Genomic DNA, 16,038 nt, shown 5'->3' with positions numbered 1-16,038 from the left:
ATTATATTTTCAAAGGAGGATTATCGTGAATTACAAGCAAATCAGTGAACAATTATTAACGCTGCTTGGGGGAAAAGCGAACATAACTTCCAATGCTGCCTGCATGACAAGGCTTCGTGTCGGCTTAAGGGATACATCAAAGGCTGATATTGAAGGCGTGAAAAAGGTAGAGGGAGTTCTTGGGGTTGTTGAGAGTGACACGCTCCAGATTGTATTTGGACCGGGGAAAGTAAATAAGGTATTGGACGAATTTTATAAGCTTACAGGGCTTGCAAAAGGCCAGGCTGAGAATGGACCGGATCAGGACATTAATAAAGTTGCAAAGGAAAACAAAGCGCTTCAAAAGGCAAAATATGATAAACCGGTACAGAGATTTTTAAAGAAGATCTCCAATATTTTCGTAGCGCTGCTTCCAGGCATTATTGCAGCAGGTTTGATCAATGGTATCTGTAATGTTATTAATGTTTCTACCGGCGGATCACTTTTAGGAGTATGGTGGTATCAATGCATCCGGACCATGGGCTGGGCACTGTTTGCTTACCTGCCTATCCTGGTTGGATACAATGCTGCAAAGGAGTTCGGCGGTTCAGGAGTACTTGGTGCGATTGCAGGTGCCATGTCAATTTCCAACCCGGGTATGCCTCTCCTTGCAACGGTAAAGGATGCTCAGATTCTTCTTCCTATTACTAATACAGCTTTTAATCCGGCTTCCGGCGGCCTTTTGGCAGCTCTGATCGCAGGCGCATTCTTTGCTTTTCTAGAAAAGAATATCAGAAAGCGTATGCCTGACTTAATTGATACATTTGTAAGTCCTCTTTTAGTACTTATTGTTGGCGGCATTGTTGCCCTGCTGGTTATTCAGCCTTTGGGCGCAGGCTTAACAAAGGTGATCTTTGCTCTTTTAAGCTTTGTATATGAAAAGATGGGCGTTGTAGGAGGATATATTTTATCGGCAGGCTTCCTTCCTCTGGTAGCAGTAGGCTTACATCAGGCATTGACCCCGATCCATGCCCTGCTAAATGACCCAGATGGTGCAACAAAGGGAATCAACTACCTTCTTCCAATCCTTATGATGGCTGGCGGCGGACAGGTAGGCGCCGGTATTGCACTGTATGTAAAGACAAAGAACGCAAAATTAAAAAGATATATCCGTGATTCCATACCAGTAGGTATTCTTGGAATCGGAGAGCCTATGATGTATGCTGTGACCCTGCCTCTTGGCAGATCCTTTATCACCGCCTGCATCGGTGCCGGATTCGGAGGAGCTGTTGCAGCTCTTATGCACATCGGTACCGTTTCTCAGGGTGTATCCGGTTTGTTTGGTTTATTGATTGTCCAGCCCGGACAGCAGATTGGTTACATAATTGCAATGCTCATTGCTTATGCAGGAGGATTCCTGGTAACCTATTTCTTCGGGGTAGATGAGGACAGAATCAATGAGGTATATGGAGAATAAATGAATACAGGAATTTCAATCTATTTTTCAAGTGGAATGGAAAAGAATGAACGCTTAATAAAGAAAGCGATAAAGAGCGGAGTGAAGTATGCGTTTACTTCACTCCACATTCCAGAGGAAACTGGAATCGATTACCGTTCTGATGTACTTAAACTTCTGAGCATGTGCAGGGAAGGCGGGTTAAATCTCATTGTGGATGTGGGCCCGGAAACCCTGGAAAAGTTTGAAACAGACAGCATAGCAGAGCTTAAGGAGCTGGGAATCACCCATGTTCGCCTTGATTATGGTTTTGATGCAAAAGAGACGGTAGAGATTTCCAAGGATTTTTATGTGGTATTTAATGCCTCCACCATTATGGAGGAGGAACTAATGGAATGGAAAAAGTATGGGGCTGATTTTACCAGATTTACTGCATGCCATAACTTTTATCCCAAGCAGTTCACAGCCCTGTCACTGAAACAAACAAAGGAAATGAATCTGAGGCTTCAATATCTTGGCTTTACTACCATGGCTTTTGTGCCTGGGAATCTGGAATTGAGAGGCCCCTTGTTTGAAGGTCTTCCAACGGTGGAAGAGCACCGGGGGAGGAAAGACCAGGTACTTTTGAACATGCTGGAACTCTTCTATGATGGTTCCTGCGATGTGGTGTTAATCGGCGATGTGGATGTAGAAGAAAGGGACTGGAAGGATATCCAATGCTTAAGCCAGGATTATGTGGAACTTAAGGCAGACATACTTTCTCCCTATGAATTTGTAAGAGATATCATTCATCATGACAGGCCGGATTCCAGCGAATACGTTATTCGTTCCCAGGAATCAAGGCAGTATAAGCAGGAAATTAAGCCTGATCATGAGAATCATTCACAAGTAAGGAAGCAGGGAAGTATCAGCATTTCCAATGAAAATTATTTACGGTATATGGGAGAACTTGAAATTGCCAGAGTTGATCTGCCTGGAGAGGATAGGGTAAATATTATTGGGCAGGTACATGACTCTTGTATGAAATATTTGCCATATATTCAGAAAGGGCTTGGAGTGAAACTGATATAATTCTTCTGTTAAAAAAGTCTGTAACCTTTGGTAAGACCGGGGTTACAGACTTTTTTTATGGAAGAATTATTATTTGCGAATGTAGAAATCAACGTTTTGTTATATTGTAGTATAAGTCCGCACTGCTCATTGCTATCGTGTATGATTCCAGGTTAGGGCTTCGTAGGCATCTAGAAGACCTCCGCTTACCATCTTCCCTGTAAGGGTATCCAGTTTCCTGCTGGAATTTAAAAGGATAGTTTTTACATCTGACAGGGAAATGTCCTGCCTGTAGGAATAGAGCATAGCAGCCACACCTGTTACCATGGGAGCTGCCATGGAAGTACCGCTCATAAAACCATAGGCATTACCTGGAACAGTGCTTAATATGTAGCTGCCGGGGGCGGCTATATCAACGCTCGTTGCGCCGTAGTTAGAATCCTTGCTTAAGGTTCCGTCAAACAAAAGGTTTGCCACGGAGATTATGTTGTCATATGGCAGGGAAGCAGGATAAACAGGGTAGATATCTGTATCGTATCCAAGTCCGGAGATTCCGCCGTTACCGCAGGATACCACAAACAGCATGCTGGAATTTTTCATGGTCTGAGCCAGCTCTTCGCTGTAGGCAGTGGTGCCCATGCTTAAGTTGCAGATGGAAGCACCGTGTGCTTCGGCGTAATGGATCGCCTGGATCACCGCTTCCGGGGATCCCAGCCCGTCTTCGCCTCCCAGGGCCTTTAAAGGCATGATCTTTACGTAGTTATTGTCCGTGATTCCGGCTATGCCGTAGGCTCCCCGGGCGGCGCTGATGGTTCCTGCCGCATGGGTACCATGGCTGTCCTCGCTGCCGGTAAAGACCTGGTTATTACCGGAGTAAAAATTCCAGCCGTGAATATCATCCACATATCCGTTGCCGTCGTTATCGATTCCATCCCCGTCAATCTCGCCGGGATTGGTCCATATGGCATTTTTAAGCTCCAGGTGATTGATATCAATGCCGGTATCGATGATGGCGACAATGACAGAGCGCTTATTCTCAGCCTGATCGTAAAGCTTCCATGCTGGCTGTACATTAATATCGATTCCGGTGACAGCACCGATCACTGTAGATTCATAGTCTCCGGGACCGGGCTTTGCCGTACCGTCTTTTGATTTCCGTCCATCGTAAATATTATCAATGGATTTAAATTTGGATTTTAACTCTATAAGGCGGAATTCCCCGTCATTTTTTAACCCCCACTGATAAGTGGAAAATTCATCCGCGGGGGATAAGTTAATAAGACCAGGTCCGAGGGCCATAGTCTGCAGTGCTTGTCCACTGTCTGAAGACTGTGCCATAAGTGCGCTTGTCAAGGTCGTTTCAGTACCATTTCCGGGAGCCGGGCCGCTAAAAAGGGGCAGGCCTGCAAGAAGGAGGGTTAAGATCAGACAGGCAGCACGAGTTATTTTTTTCATAGTTTCTATCTCCTTATATATGGAACAATCATTGAAATTGTTCCTATTATATCAAAGTGCGGGCTCACTGGCTAGTCCTGCACTTTAATACATTTTCATTTAACACTTCATATCCTGTTTTTTATCATGATACATTTGAATAATTCCATCAAGAGCAGCAAAAGTTTGTCCACACCCTATTTGATACTTCGCTAAAGCATTATATCATAAACTCTACGCTATAAGATAATAAAATATGAAAAATTTTACATTTATATATAAGAAATGCCCGGTGGGAACCGGGCATGATCTGCTGCTATTCAACTAATTCCTGTGATTTTTTTTCCATCTCTGCCTCTTCGGGTCTACTTTCTTCTCTTCTGGCTAGTTCTGCATTGGCTTCGGCCTGTGTGATGGTTCCATTATCTACCAGCTTCTGGATTTCTTCCTCGGTCAGAGTCGTGAGATCATTGTTGCTGTTACCGTTTTCTGTTTCTTTCACCTCGGAAACAGGCTTTGCGAAAGGAGCAGGTATGTTTTCAGAAACTGCCTGGTTTTCCTGGAAGGCTCTGCCTTCGCTGCTGATTTCAATGGTATCCATACGATCTGAGCTTACGGAACGGGTTTCCTGGATCAGCCCATTGACTTCATTTCCGATTGCTTCGATCTGTGCGGCTTCTGCTGCTCCACTTTTTGCAGAGGCTGCTTGTGCTTTTTCCTTCTGGTCTTGAAGGAGCTGCCATTCTTCATAGGATGAAGGATTTGAAATTCCTGAGATTCCCATGATTGTTTCCTCCTTTGTAATTATATAACAGGCATTTGGTAATTACCTAACCCCCTTAGTTGGATGCCTTTTGTTATATGAATAAAAATAATTTTATAAGAAAAGAATAGCACTATTTACTGAAATTAGTCTGAAGGCAGTCAGGGAATCAGCAGGTACTTTTTAGCAGCAGTTGCCATTTTGGACATCAAATGATAATATAATTCTATATATCCGTTTTTGCCTCCGATGGTAAAGGCGCAGAAAGGAGGGCCCTATGGAAGAAAGGAGATTCCGTAATAAGATAACCTGGTTTACATTCTTTTTCAGCGTTTTGGTCATATGGGTCCATTCCTACAATGCAGTCCTTTTTCTGGGCAACACTAGGACTGCTTATGAAGTTGATGCTCTGGAGCGATTTTTTGGTGATCAGGTGGCTCAGATCGCCGTTCCTGGATTTTTTCTCATATCCTCTTATCTTTTCTTCCGGAATTTTACCATGGACCGCCTTTGGATCAAATGGAATTCCAGGATCAGAAGTGTGTTGGTTCCCTATATCGTATGGAATCTTTTATATTACCTTGGGTATGTTATAGGAAGCCGGCTTCCAGTGGCTTCTGATATTATTGGAAAGGGAAAAATCCCCTTTCACTTTACGGTTGCAGCAGATGCGGTCCTTTATTATACCTATAATTATGTGTTCTGGTATTTGAACCAGCTCATTATTTTGATTGTTCTGGCGCCGGTAATTTATCTCTTTGTCAGGCAGTGGCTTACGGGTGTTTTGCTTCTGACCGTAACGCTTGCTGCAATTTACATCGGTGCTTCTTTGCCTCTTCTCAATCTGGATGCCCTGTTTTATTACAGCTTTGGCGCTTTTGCTGCAGTTTTAGGAAGAACGATCGCCGAAAAGTCCTGGAACAGGAGACGCTTTCTGGCAGGTCTTATTATTGTAGCTGCAGGGCTTCTCATAAAGGACCTGGATCTTCCAGGAAGCATTAAGGGAGAGGTTGCTGCTACTACTGTAATCTACCGGCTATTTATTCCGGTGGGTTTATGGTTTCTGGTTCCAGAGCAGCATTTGGAGAACACAAAAGATTGGATGAAACAGAATTTCTTTTTATATGCCGTCCATTTCGCCATGGTACGGCTGATAAATAAAACGGGAGCATTGCTGCTCCCTGCTTTTCCGCCACTGCCACTTGGAATTTTCCTGTTTATGCCGGTTTTATGTGTGATATTCAGTTACTGGGCCGGTCTCTTTCTGCGCCGTTACCTTCCGGTTTTGTGGAATCTGCTCAACGGAGGGCGATGAACATATTTAAGCCCACCATCTGCCTGAAGCACCGCAGGGAAGAACCAGTCCGGTCCGGGTTACAGGCAGACCCACTTCTTCTGACTTTACGGTACCTCCGAATTTTACGCCAATTTCGGTAGACATCATATAGGAAAGTACAGAAGGAGCCAGTCCAGTGGTATAGGAATTGATTAGGAAGAACAGAGGCTGATCAGACAGAAGCTGAGCGCAAAGCTTCACCAAAGGATAAATGGCGTCCTCTATTTTCCAGATTTCCCCCTTTGGCCCTCTTCCATAGGAAGGAGGATCCATAATGATTGCATCGTAATGGTTTCCCCTTCTGATCTCTCTTTCAACGAATTTTACGCAGTCATCCACGATCCAGCGGATGGAGGCGGAATCCAGATTGGAAGAGTGGGCGTTTTCCTTGGCCCAGCCGACCATACCCTTGGATGCATCTACATGAGTGACAGAAGCCCCGGCTTTTGCGGCTGCCAGGGTAGCACCTCCGGTATAGGCAAATAAGTTAAGCACTTTTACAGGCCGTCCGGCCTGTTTTATTTTTTCACTGAACCAATCCCAGTTTGCCGCCTGTTCCGGAAAGAGTCCTGTATGTTTAAAGCTGAAGGGCTTTAATTGAAAGGTTAAATCCTTATAACTGATTGTCCATTGTTCCGGAAGGTCAAAAAATTCCCACTCACCGCCGCCCTTGGCGCTGCGATGATAGTGGCCGTTCATCCTTTTCCAGCCTTTTTCCGTCTTGGGAGTGGACCAGATAACCTGTGGGTCAGGACGTACAAGGAGATAATTTCCCCAGCGTTCAAGTTTTTCTCCTTCTGAACAGTCTATCACTTCATAATCTTTCCAGCCGTCTGCAATCCACATAATTGGTGCCGCCCTTTCCATAAATAGTTAATAGTAGTTTTCTCAAATAATCCGTTCAATAGCCAAAGACAAATTTGAACTTCCTTGATTATACTGGATAGAGCCGGGAGCGTCAAGTACGGGAGAATTGATGGAAAAGAGCCCATATTCACACCTTGTCTTTTGTCCTATATAATATAGTATAAATTAATAGAATGAGGTGCAAATTTATGTGTTGTTTTAATATAGGCTTTTCTGCCTGCGGATGCGGCTGGAATAATGGATGCTGCAATCGATGTAATAGGGGCTGTAACAACGGCTGTAACTGGGGCTGGACGAATGGCTGTAATCAGGGTTGCTGCAATCGGGGCTGCTGCAACCGTTGCAATAGATGCTGCGGTAACTGGGGCTGTAACAATCGCTGCAATTGGTTTTAAAAAGAATGGCTGAATCTTTAAACTTAAGGAATTTATTGGGACTGAATTCTGTATTAACAGGATTCAGTCCTGTTTGTCTGCCTATTTTTCATTCGAAATGATATAATAGTTAATCTCATTTTGTTATATTTATAGCAATGTATTTTTAGATAAAGACCCAGAAAAGACAAGGGAAATAATTTCGTAATAGAATTGAAAGATTAAAACAGTTGAATAATCTGCGATTAATTGTTAAAATAAATTATAGCAAAAAAGGAAATCCTTGTAAGGAGTGAAGATATGAAAAGAAAAGGTCTCATCATGCTGGCTGTTACCGCCATGCTGACGGTTGGTGCCGTGTCTGTAGAGTCTTATGCCGCAGAAGGTTGGGCTCAGTCTGGAAGCACCTGGGTTTATTATGATACAAGCGGAAATAAGGTGACGAACACCTGGAAAAAGGGAGCGGACAACCTTTGGCGTTATTTAAACACCAATGGCGATATGTCCGTTAATACCTGGGTGGAAAATACTTATTATATGGACTCCAACGGAATTCTGGTTACGGATAAATGGATGAAGTTTCAGGATTCAAGTAGTTCCCAGTACAAGTGGTATTATTTCGGCAGCAGCGGAAAGGCCATTATGGATAACTGGTCCAAGATCAATAACAAATGGTATTATTTTGATCCTAATGGTGAGATGCAGACCGGCTGGGTCCTTGATGACATGTATTATTGCGGAACGGACGGAGCCATGCGTACCGGCTGGCAGAAGCTTTTCTCACCAAACAGCAATAACGACGGGGACCGTGTTACTCCGGGGGATAATGATGACGGAAAGTTCTGGTACTATTTTAACGACAACGGTAAAAAGTATGTTCCAAAGAACATTTCCGGAGATTACGCGACCTATAAGATTGACGGTGTCGCTTACTGCTTTGACTCAGATGGAGCGCTTCAGACCGGATGGAAGAACGTTGGAGTTGATAACGCGGAGTACGACATCCAGAACTATAAATATTATGACAGCAATGGCAAGCTGAGAGTGGGCTGGTATTCTGTGGAACCGCCACAGGATTTATCTGGCTATGAAGAGAGTGTAGAATGGTTTTATTTCTCAAGTTCAGGAATTCCAAAGACCGGTCCGAAGGATGGAGATGCCACCACTCAGAATATAACTAAAATTAATGACAAGACCTATCTGTTTAATAACCTGGGCAATCCTGTATATGGGCTACAGAAGGTGATGATTGGAAGTACATCGGAATATACGGCATTCTATTTTGGAGATAAGAAGACCAGCACCATGCAGAAGGGCAGGATAAAGGTGATTGAAGGAGATGGCGACGAAGCTACCTATTACTTCAGTGACAGTGGCCGTGGTTATACCGGAGTTAAGGACAGTTACCTTTATTATATGGGAAAGCTTCAATGTGCGGATGAAGGAACGAAGTATGAAGCCATTGCCATTCCTACAGGAAGCACCAAAACAACCTATGTGGTGAACACTTCCGGCAAGGTATCCAAAAATACGACGGTAAAGAACTCTGATGGTACAAGATACAAGACTGGAAGCAATGGAAATTTATTAAAGGTGAATGATGACGATCCAAGCGGAGAAGGCAGAACCCCTACAGAACCGGCCTGGAATTAAGAAAAGAGTGACCAAAGGCGCAAAACCTGGAAAATCAGATTTTGCGCCATTTTTTTGAAAAAAATGCTTGCAATGTAAAAAAAAATATGTTATTATACAAAGGCTGTGGCATGATAGCTGTGAAGCGTGAGGTTGCTGCTTATATAAGCAGGTTTTCCGTGGAGCGAATGTCAAGTTAGGAAACTGGCGACAAGTCACTGTACAATTTAAAATCCTGTTTATTTAAATGGGAAGTCAGTGTGGGGTCTTTAATGACACACACGGGAACGTGTACAGTCACCGCTTGTCGTACTTCTACTAAGTGCGAAAAGGAGGCGACTTTTTTTATGGCAAGTCAAGTAATGAGAATCACATTAAAAGCGTATGATCATCAGTTGGTCGATCAGTCTGCGGGCAAAATCATCGACACTGTAAAAAAGACAGGATCAAAAGTGAGTGGACCGGTGCCGTTACCAACCAAGAAGGAAGTGGTAACCATCTTAAGAGCGGTTCATAAGTACAAAGATTCCAGAGAGCAGTTCGAGCAGAGAACGCATAAGAGACTCATTGATATCATTACACCCAGCCAGAAGACTGTTGATGCATTGTCCAGACTGGAAATGCCGGCAGGTGTGTACATCGATATCAAGATGAAGAATAAATAATCTTCATCAGAACCATTATGGAAATTGTTCCATGCATGTCCTGAAGGGTTTTAATATAGAAGCAACACTTTTTCCTGTAAGGAATCAACATCTCCGCCAGGCGGAGTCATAGTGTTCCATGTATATTGGACTGTTCTAGGATGATTGCGAAAGCAATCCGCTGTAGAATTAACAAACAGGAGGTAAAAACATGAAGAAGGGTATTTTAGCTACCAAAGTCGGAATGACACAGATCTTCAATGAGAACGGAGTCTTAACTCCGGTAACAGTTCTTCAGGCAGGACCTTGTGTAGTAACACAGGTTAAGACTATTGAGAACGATGGTTACAGTGCAGTACAGGTTGGTTACGTTGATAAGAGAGAAAAGCTTGTCAGCAAGCCAATTAAGGGCCATTTTGATAAGGCCGGTGTATCTTACAAGAGATACGTAAGAGAGTTTAAGCTTGAGAATGCTGACCAGTATTCTGTAAAAGATGAAATCAAAGCTGAGATCTTCGCTGCAGGCGACAAGATCGATGCAACCGCAATCTCCAAAGGTAAAGGTTTCCAGGGTGCTATTAAGAGACACGGACAGTCCAGAGGACCTATGGCTCATGGTTCCAAGTTCCACCGCCATGCTGGTTCCAACGGTGCAGCTTCTGACCCTAGCAAGGTATTCAAGGGCAAAAAGATGCCTGGCCAGATGGGTAACAAGAAGGTAACAATCCAGAATCTTGAAATCGTTAAGGTTGATGCAGAAAACAACCTGATTTTAGTTAAGGGTGCTATACCAGGACCTAAGAAGTCTTTAGTAACAATCAAGGAAACAGTAAAAGCATCTAACTAATGCTTTTATCAGAAAGGAGGATCACACAGATGGCAAACGTATCTGTTTACAATATGGAAGGTAAAGAAGTTGGCACAGTAGAGTTAAACGATGCAGTGTTCGGTGTAGATGTAAATGAGCATCTCGTTCACATGGCAGTCGTAAGCCAGCTTGCAAATAAGCGCCAGGGCACACAGAAAGCAAAGACACGTGCAGAAGTATCTGGCGGCGGAAGAAAACCGTGGAAGCAGAAAGGAACCGGTCATGCAAGACAGGGTTCAACAAGATCTCCTCAGTGGACAGGCGGTGGAGTTGTATTTGCTCCTACACCAAGAGACTATACAATTAAACTTAACAAGAAGGAAAGAAGACTTGCTCTTAAGTCCGCTCTGACCAGCAGAGTGAATGAAAATAAGTTCATTGTTGTTGACGACTTAAAGTTTGATGAGATCAAGACAAAGAAATTCCAGACTGTTTTAAATAACTTAAAGGTATCCAAAGCTCTTGTAGTTGTTGGCGACGACAGTGCTAACGCAGTAATGAGCGCAAGAAACATCGCTGCTGTTAAGACTGCTTCTGCTAACACCATCAACGTATACGATATCTTAAAGTACAACACAGTTGTTGCTACCAAGACTGCTGTTGCAGCAATCGAGGAGGTGTACGCATAATGGCAGATATTAAGTATTACGACGTAATCCAGAAGCCTGTAGTAACTGAGAAGAGCATGAACGCTATGGCGTCCAAGAAGTACACATTTATTGTGCACACAGATGCTAATAAGGCTATGATCAAAGAAGCTGTTGAAAAGATGTTCCCAGGTGCAAAGGTTGCCAGCGTGAACACCATGAACTTAGATGGAAAGACTAAAAGAAGAGGAACGACTTTTGGAAAGACCTCTAAGACAAAGAAAGCTATCGTTCAACTGACAGCTGACAGCAAAGACATCGAAATCTTCGAAGGACTGTAAGATCGGGACGCTTGGTGAGAATTTATTCAAACCCGGCGTAAACGGTTTTCAGTTTCCTATGTGATGAACATTATATCACGATAATTAAGATACGCCAGGCGGCGTTGAAGCACTGGCATACCTTTATGTCCAAAGAGTTTGGACAATTAAGAAGAAAGGAGAAATATAATGGGAATTAAAAAGTATAACCCATATACCCCTTCCAGAAGACACATGACTGGTTCTGATTTCAGCGAAGTCACAAAGTCAACTCCTGAGAAGTCCTTAATCAGCAAAACAATCAATAAAACAGCCGGCCGTAATAACCAGGGTAAGATCACGGTAAGACATCGCGGAGGCGGCGTTAAGAGAAAATATAGAATCATTGATTTTAAGAGAAACAGCAAAGACGGCATTGCAGCAACTGTTATCGGTATCGAGTACGATCCAAACAGAACTTCCAACATCGCGCTGATCTGCTACGAAGACGGTACAAAGGCTTATATCCTTGCTCCGGCTGGTTTAACAGACGGCATGAAGGTTATGAGCGGAGCGATGGCAGAAGCTAAAGTCGGCAACTGCTTACCATTAAGCCAGATTCCGGTTGGTACTCAGGTTCATAACATTGAGCTTTATCCAGGAAAAGGCGGACAGTTAGTTCGTTCCGCAGGAAACTCTGCTCAGTTAATGGCAAAAGAAGGCAAATATGCTACTCTTCGTTTACCTTCCGGTGAGATGAGAATGGTTCCGATCAACTGCAGAGCAACCATCGGCGTTGTAGGCAACGGAGATCACAACTTAATCAATATCGGTAAAGCTGGTAGAAAACGTCACATGGGCTTCAGACCCACTGTACGTGGTTCTGTTATGAACCCGAATGACCATCCTCACGGCGGTGGTGAAGGCAAGACCGGTATCGGACGCCCAGGTCCAAGTACACCATGGGGCAAACCGGCACTTGGCTTAAAGACCAGAAAGAAAAACAAACAGTCTAACAGACTGATCGTTAGAAGTAGAGATGGAAAGACCGTTAAATAATTAAAGGAGGTTAGAATCTATGGCTCGCTCACTTAAAAAAGGACCATTTGCAGATGCTCATTTACTGAAAAAAGTAGATGTTATGAACGCAGCAGGACAGAAACAGGTAATTAAGACCTGGTCTCGCCGTTCTACAATCTTCCCGCAGATGGTTGGACATACAATTGCAGTTCACGATGGCAGAAAGCACGTTCCGGTATATGTTACAGAAGATATGGTTGGACATAAACTGGGTGAATTCGTTGCCACAAGAACCTACAGAGGACATGGTAAGGACGAGAAAAAATCAGGCCGTAAGTAGATAGAAACAAACTCCTCCGGGCATTCTTCCGGATTCCCAGGGGCGTTTAAGTTGAAAGGAGGATTCACCAATGGCTAAGGGACATAGAAGCCAGATTAAAAGAGAAAGAAATGCCGTGAAGGACACCAGACCATCAGCAAAGTTATCCTATGCTAGGGTTTCTGTTCAGAAAGCATGCTTCGTATTAGATGCCATCAGAGGCAAAGATGTTATGACAGCACTTGGTATTGTGACTTACAATCCCAGATATGCTTCTTCTTTAATAGAGAAGTTATTAAAATCAGCACTTGCTAACGCTGAGAATAACAACGGTATGGACCCTGCAAAACTTTATGTAGAGGAATGTTTTGCAAACAAGGGACCGACAATGAAAAGAGTAAAACCGAGAGCACAGGGCCGCGCTTACAGGATCGAGAAGAGAATGAGCCACATCACCGTCGTGCTTAATGAAAGATAAGGAGGCAAATAATGGGACAGAAAGTTAATCCACACGGCTTAAGAGTCGGTGTTATTAAAGACTGGAACTCAAAATGGTATGCTGAAGCTGATTTCGCAGATAACCTGGTAGAAGATTATGCGATCAGAAAGTTCCTTAAGAAAAGATTATACAGCGCCGGCATTTCTGATATAGAAATTGAGAGAGCATCTGACCGCGTGAAAATTACGATTCATACAGCGAAGCCAGGTGTTGTTATCGGTAAGGGTGGATCTGAGATCGAGAAATTAAAAGCTGAAGCTCAAAAGCTTACAGATAAAAAGTTATTTGTTGACATCAAGGAAATCAAAAGACCTGATAAAGATGCTCAGTTAGTAGCTGAATCCATCGCACAGCAGTTAGAGAACCGTGTATCCTTCCGCCGGGCTATGAAGTCCACCATGGGTCGTTCCATGAAGTCTGGAATAAAGGGCATCAAAACTGCAGTTGCAGGACGTCTTGGCGGTGCTGATATGGCTCGTACCGAGTTCTATAGCGAAGGAACCATTCCGTTACAGACACTCAGAGCAGATATTGACTATGGTTTCGCTGAAGCAGATACAACCTTCGGTAAGATCGGTGTTAAGGTATGGATCTACAATGGCGAAATACTTCCAACTAAAGGAAACAAGGAAGGGAGCGGAAAATAATGTTAATGCCTAAAAGAGTTAAACGTCGTAAACAGTTCCGTGGATCCATGGCTGGTAAAGCGTTAAGAGGCAATACTATCAGCAACGGCGAGTTTGGTTTAGTTTCCATGGAACCATGCTGGATTAAATCCAACCAGATCGAGGCAGCCCGTGTTGCCATGACCCGTTACATCAAGCGTGGCGGTAAAGTCTGGATCAAGATTTTTCCGGATAAACCTGTAACAGCAAAGCCAGCAGAAACCCGTATGGGTTCCGGTAAGGGCGCTCTGGAATACTGGGTAGCAGTAGTAAAACCAGGCCGTGTATTATTCGAAATCGCTGGAGTACCTGAAGAATTAGCACGTGAAGCTTTACGCCTTGCTATGCATAAGTTACCGTGCAAGTGTAAGATTGCTGCTAAAGCAGATTTAGAAGGCGGTGAATGACAGTGAAAATTGATAAGTATGTTGAAGAATTAAAAGGAAAATCAGCTGCAGAACTGAATGTAGAATTAGTAGCTGCAAAGAAAGAACTTTTCAACTTAAGGTTCCAGAACGCGACCAACCAGCTTGATAACACAAGCAGGATCAAAGAGGTTCGCAAGAACATTGCCAGAATTCAGACTGTTATAACTGAGAAGGCTAAATTAGCTTAAGTTGCAGTTTTTTAAAAAGCATGACACACACGAGTGTGTGTAAACTTATAGATTGGGCCGCCAGGGCCAAAACTCGAAAGGAGAATACCGAACGTGGATAGAAATTTAAGAAAAACCCGTACTGGTAAGGTTGTAAGCAGCAAGATGGATAAGACCATCGTTGTGGCTATTGAAGACCATGTAGAACATCCTTTATACGGCAAGATCGTAAAAAGAACGTATAAATTAAAAGCTCATGACGAGAACAACGACTGCAACATGGGCGATACAGTAAGAGTAATGGAAACAAGACCGCTGTCCAAAGACAAGAGATGGAGACTTGTTGAGGTTATCGAAAGAGCGAAATAATTTATTTCCAGGAAGGAGTAACAGGTATGATTCAGCAGGAAACCAGATTAAGGGTTGCCGACAATACCGGTGCAAAAGAGATTCTTTGTATCCGTGTTATGGGCGGCTCTACAAGAAGATATGCTAATATTGGTGATGTTATCGTTGCCAGCGTAAAAGATGCAACGCCTGGTGGTGTTGTGAAGAAAGGCGACGTTGTTAAGGCCGTAGTTGTACGCACCGTTAAGGGCGCACGCCGCAAAGACGGTTCTTATATCAAGTTCGATGAGAATGCTGCCGTAATTATCAAAGATGACAAGACTCCAAAAGGAACTCGTATCTTTGGGCCGGTTGCCAGAGAGTTAAGAGAGAAACAGTTCATGAAAATTGTTTCCTTAGCTCCCGAAGTATTATAAGGAGGTGTCGGACTGTGCATAAAATTAAAAGAGACGACCTGGTAAAGGTTATCGCAGGAAAAGATAAAGACAAACAGGGCAAAGTTCTTCACGTAGATACGAAGAACAGCAAAGTGGTAGTGGAAGGCGTTAACATGATTACAAAGCATGTGAAACCAGGCGCAGGCAATCCACAGGGTGGTATCGTACAGAAAGAAGCTGCACTTGATATCTCCAACATTATGCTTGTTGTTGACGGAAAAGCAACCAGAGTTGGCTTTGAAGTTAAAGACGGCAAAAAGGTCCGTGTTGCAAAGGCAACCGGTAAAGTAATTGACTAATTCGGAGAGGAGGAATAAAAATTGGCTAGATTAAAAGAGATATACCAGACAGAGATCGTAGAAGGTATGGTCAAGAAATTTGGATATAAGAACAACATGGAAGTGCCAAAGTTAAATAAGATTGTCATCAATATGGGTATTGGTGAAGCAAAGGAAAATGCCAAGATTTTAGACTCTGCAGTAAGAGATTTAGAAATCATCTCCGGTCAGAAGGCAGTTTTAACAAAGGCTAAAAAATCAATTGCTAACTTCAAGCTCAGAGAAGGTATGGCGATCGGATGTAAAGTAACTTTACGCGGTGAGAGAATGTATGAATTTGCTGACCGCCTGATCAACCTTGCACTTCCTCGTGTACGTGACTTCAGAGGAGTAAATCCTAATGCATTTGACGGCAGAGGGAACTATGCTCTTGGTATCAAGGAACAGCTTATTTTCCCTGAAATTGAGTACGATAAAGTTGACAAGGTAAGAGGTATGGACGTTATTTTCGTTACTACCGCTAAGACAGACGAAGAAGCCCGTGAACTTTTGACATTATTCAATATGCCATTTGCAAAATAGTAGGAG

The 16,038-nt window shown here is 43.4% G+C and carries 22 protein-coding genes; 19 read left to right on the top strand and 3 right to left on the bottom strand.

Going from position 1 to position 16,038, the window contains the following annotated elements; all coding sequences use genetic code 11:
- Window positions 1-25: 25 nt before the first annotated feature.
- Both BMW45_RS03055 and BMW45_RS03050 read left to right on the top strand, forming a co-directional pair.
- Window positions 26-1,456, top strand: a complete 1,431-nt coding sequence (locus BMW45_RS03055; protein WP_092240474.1) for a PTS transporter subunit EIIC — start codon at window positions 26-28, stop codon at window positions 1,454-1,456.
- A complete protein-coding gene (locus BMW45_RS03050; RefSeq protein ID WP_092240473.1) occupies window positions 1,457-2,506 on the top strand; it encodes a MupG family TIM beta-alpha barrel fold protein in 1,050 nt (349 codons plus the stop codon).
- Window positions 2,507-2,638: 132 nt separating this feature from the next.
- Here BMW45_RS03050 and BMW45_RS03045 read toward each other — a convergent pair whose 3' ends face one another.
- The gene (locus BMW45_RS03045; protein ID WP_092240472.1) at window positions 2,639-3,940 is read right to left on the bottom strand and encodes a S8 family peptidase; all 1,302 of its coding nucleotides are present in this window, start codon (window positions 3,938-3,940) and stop codon (window positions 2,639-2,641) included.
- 295 nt (window positions 3,941-4,235) lie between these two features.
- The gene (locus BMW45_RS03040; RefSeq protein ID WP_092240471.1) at window positions 4,236-4,703 is read right to left on the bottom strand and encodes a hypothetical protein; all 468 of its coding nucleotides are present in this window, start codon (window positions 4,701-4,703) and stop codon (window positions 4,236-4,238) included.
- Window positions 4,704-4,959: 256 nt separating this feature from the next.
- On the opposite strand from BMW45_RS03040, the gene BMW45_RS03035 reads away from it, so the two are divergent.
- A complete protein-coding gene (locus BMW45_RS03035; protein ID WP_092240470.1) occupies window positions 4,960-5,997 on the top strand; it encodes an acyltransferase family protein in 1,038 nt (345 codons plus the stop codon).
- Between the two features lie 6 nt (window positions 5,998-6,003).
- Here the strand turns inward: BMW45_RS03035 and BMW45_RS03030 are convergent, their stop codons facing one another.
- The gene (locus BMW45_RS03030; protein ID WP_025231323.1) at window positions 6,004-6,864 is read right to left on the bottom strand and encodes a class I SAM-dependent methyltransferase; all 861 of its coding nucleotides are present in this window, start codon (window positions 6,862-6,864) and stop codon (window positions 6,004-6,006) included.
- A gap of 258 nt (window positions 6,865-7,122) precedes the next feature.
- Here BMW45_RS03030 and BMW45_RS27700 point away from each other — a divergent pair, with 258 nt between their 5' ends.
- From BMW45_RS27700 to rplE, 16 genes are all read left to right on the top strand, one after another.
- Complete coding sequence (locus BMW45_RS27700; RefSeq protein WP_166433266.1) at window positions 7,123-7,293, top strand: hypothetical protein; 171 nt, start codon at window positions 7,123-7,125, stop codon at window positions 7,291-7,293.
- Between the two features lie 266 nt (window positions 7,294-7,559).
- The gene (locus BMW45_RS03025) at window positions 7,560-8,912 is read left to right on the top strand and encodes a PspC-like choline-binding domain-containing protein (protein WP_092240469.1); all 1,353 of its coding nucleotides are present in this window, start codon (window positions 7,560-7,562) and stop codon (window positions 8,910-8,912) included.
- A gap of 326 nt (window positions 8,913-9,238) precedes the next feature.
- Window positions 9,239-9,556: a 30S ribosomal protein S10 gene (rpsJ, locus tag BMW45_RS03020; RefSeq protein WP_013274341.1), complete on the top strand. Its 318-nt coding sequence runs from the start codon at window positions 9,239-9,241 to the stop codon at window positions 9,554-9,556.
- Window positions 9,557-9,746: 190 nt separating this feature from the next.
- Window positions 9,747-10,382 carry a 50S ribosomal protein L3 gene (rplC, locus tag BMW45_RS03015; protein ID WP_092240468.1) on the top strand — a complete coding sequence of 212 codons (636 nt, stop codon included), beginning with the start codon at window positions 9,747-9,749 and terminating at the stop codon, window positions 10,380-10,382.
- A 29-nt stretch (window positions 10,383-10,411) separates the two neighbouring features.
- The gene (gene rplD / locus BMW45_RS03010; protein ID WP_092240467.1) at window positions 10,412-11,032 is read left to right on the top strand and encodes a 50S ribosomal protein L4; all 621 of its coding nucleotides are present in this window, start codon (window positions 10,412-10,414) and stop codon (window positions 11,030-11,032) included.
- On the top strand, window positions 11,032-11,331 hold the full coding sequence (rplW, locus tag BMW45_RS03005; protein WP_025231327.1) for a 50S ribosomal protein L23: 300 nt from the start codon (window positions 11,032-11,034) through the stop codon (window positions 11,329-11,331). Before rplD ends, rplW begins: the two co-directional genes overlap by 1 nt.
- Before the next feature lie 168 nt (window positions 11,332-11,499).
- The gene (rplB, locus tag BMW45_RS03000; RefSeq protein WP_038281355.1) at window positions 11,500-12,348 is read left to right on the top strand and encodes a 50S ribosomal protein L2; all 849 of its coding nucleotides are present in this window, start codon (window positions 11,500-11,502) and stop codon (window positions 12,346-12,348) included.
- A 19-nt stretch (window positions 12,349-12,367) separates the two neighbouring features.
- Window positions 12,368-12,649 carry a 30S ribosomal protein S19 gene (rpsS, locus tag BMW45_RS02995; protein WP_013274336.1) on the top strand — a complete coding sequence of 94 codons (282 nt, stop codon included), beginning with the start codon at window positions 12,368-12,370 and terminating at the stop codon, window positions 12,647-12,649.
- A gap of 70 nt (window positions 12,650-12,719) precedes the next feature.
- Window positions 12,720-13,106, top strand: coding sequence for a 50S ribosomal protein L22 (rplV, locus tag BMW45_RS02990; RefSeq protein WP_092240466.1), 387 nt, complete (start codon window positions 12,720-12,722; stop codon window positions 13,104-13,106).
- An 11-nt stretch (window positions 13,107-13,117) separates the two neighbouring features.
- The gene (gene rpsC / locus BMW45_RS02985) at window positions 13,118-13,774 is read left to right on the top strand and encodes a 30S ribosomal protein S3 (RefSeq protein WP_092240465.1); all 657 of its coding nucleotides are present in this window, start codon (window positions 13,118-13,120) and stop codon (window positions 13,772-13,774) included.
- Window positions 13,774-14,199: a 50S ribosomal protein L16 gene (gene rplP / locus BMW45_RS02980; RefSeq protein ID WP_025231331.1), complete on the top strand. Its 426-nt coding sequence runs from the start codon at window positions 13,774-13,776 to the stop codon at window positions 14,197-14,199. Before rpsC ends, rplP begins: the two co-directional genes overlap by 1 nt.
- Window positions 14,200-14,201: 2 nt before the next feature.
- A complete protein-coding gene (rpmC, locus tag BMW45_RS02975; RefSeq protein ID WP_025231332.1) occupies window positions 14,202-14,408 on the top strand; it encodes a 50S ribosomal protein L29 in 207 nt (68 codons plus the stop codon).
- Window positions 14,409-14,501: 93 nt separating this feature from the next.
- Window positions 14,502-14,756, top strand: coding sequence for a 30S ribosomal protein S17 (gene rpsQ, locus BMW45_RS02970; RefSeq protein WP_092240464.1), 255 nt, complete (start codon window positions 14,502-14,504; stop codon window positions 14,754-14,756).
- Between the two features lie 26 nt (window positions 14,757-14,782).
- Window positions 14,783-15,151 carry a 50S ribosomal protein L14 gene (gene rplN / locus BMW45_RS02965; protein WP_024291900.1) on the top strand — a complete coding sequence of 123 codons (369 nt, stop codon included), beginning with the start codon at window positions 14,783-14,785 and terminating at the stop codon, window positions 15,149-15,151.
- A gap of 14 nt (window positions 15,152-15,165) precedes the next feature.
- A complete protein-coding gene (rplX, locus tag BMW45_RS02960) occupies window positions 15,166-15,471 on the top strand; it encodes a 50S ribosomal protein L24 (protein WP_025231334.1) in 306 nt (101 codons plus the stop codon).
- A gap of 21 nt (window positions 15,472-15,492) precedes the next feature.
- Window positions 15,493-16,032 carry a 50S ribosomal protein L5 gene (gene rplE, locus BMW45_RS02955; protein ID WP_092240463.1) on the top strand — a complete coding sequence of 180 codons (540 nt, stop codon included), beginning with the start codon at window positions 15,493-15,495 and terminating at the stop codon, window positions 16,030-16,032.
- Window positions 16,033-16,038: the final 6 nt, after the last annotated feature.

The organism is Lacrimispora sphenoides, from assembly GCF_900105215.1.
Classification (GTDB): Bacteria; Bacillota; Clostridia; order Lachnospirales; family Lachnospiraceae; genus Lacrimispora; species Lacrimispora sphenoides_A.
Note: the sequence above shows the minus strand (reverse complement) of the source record. Positions and strands in the feature narration are given on the sequence as shown.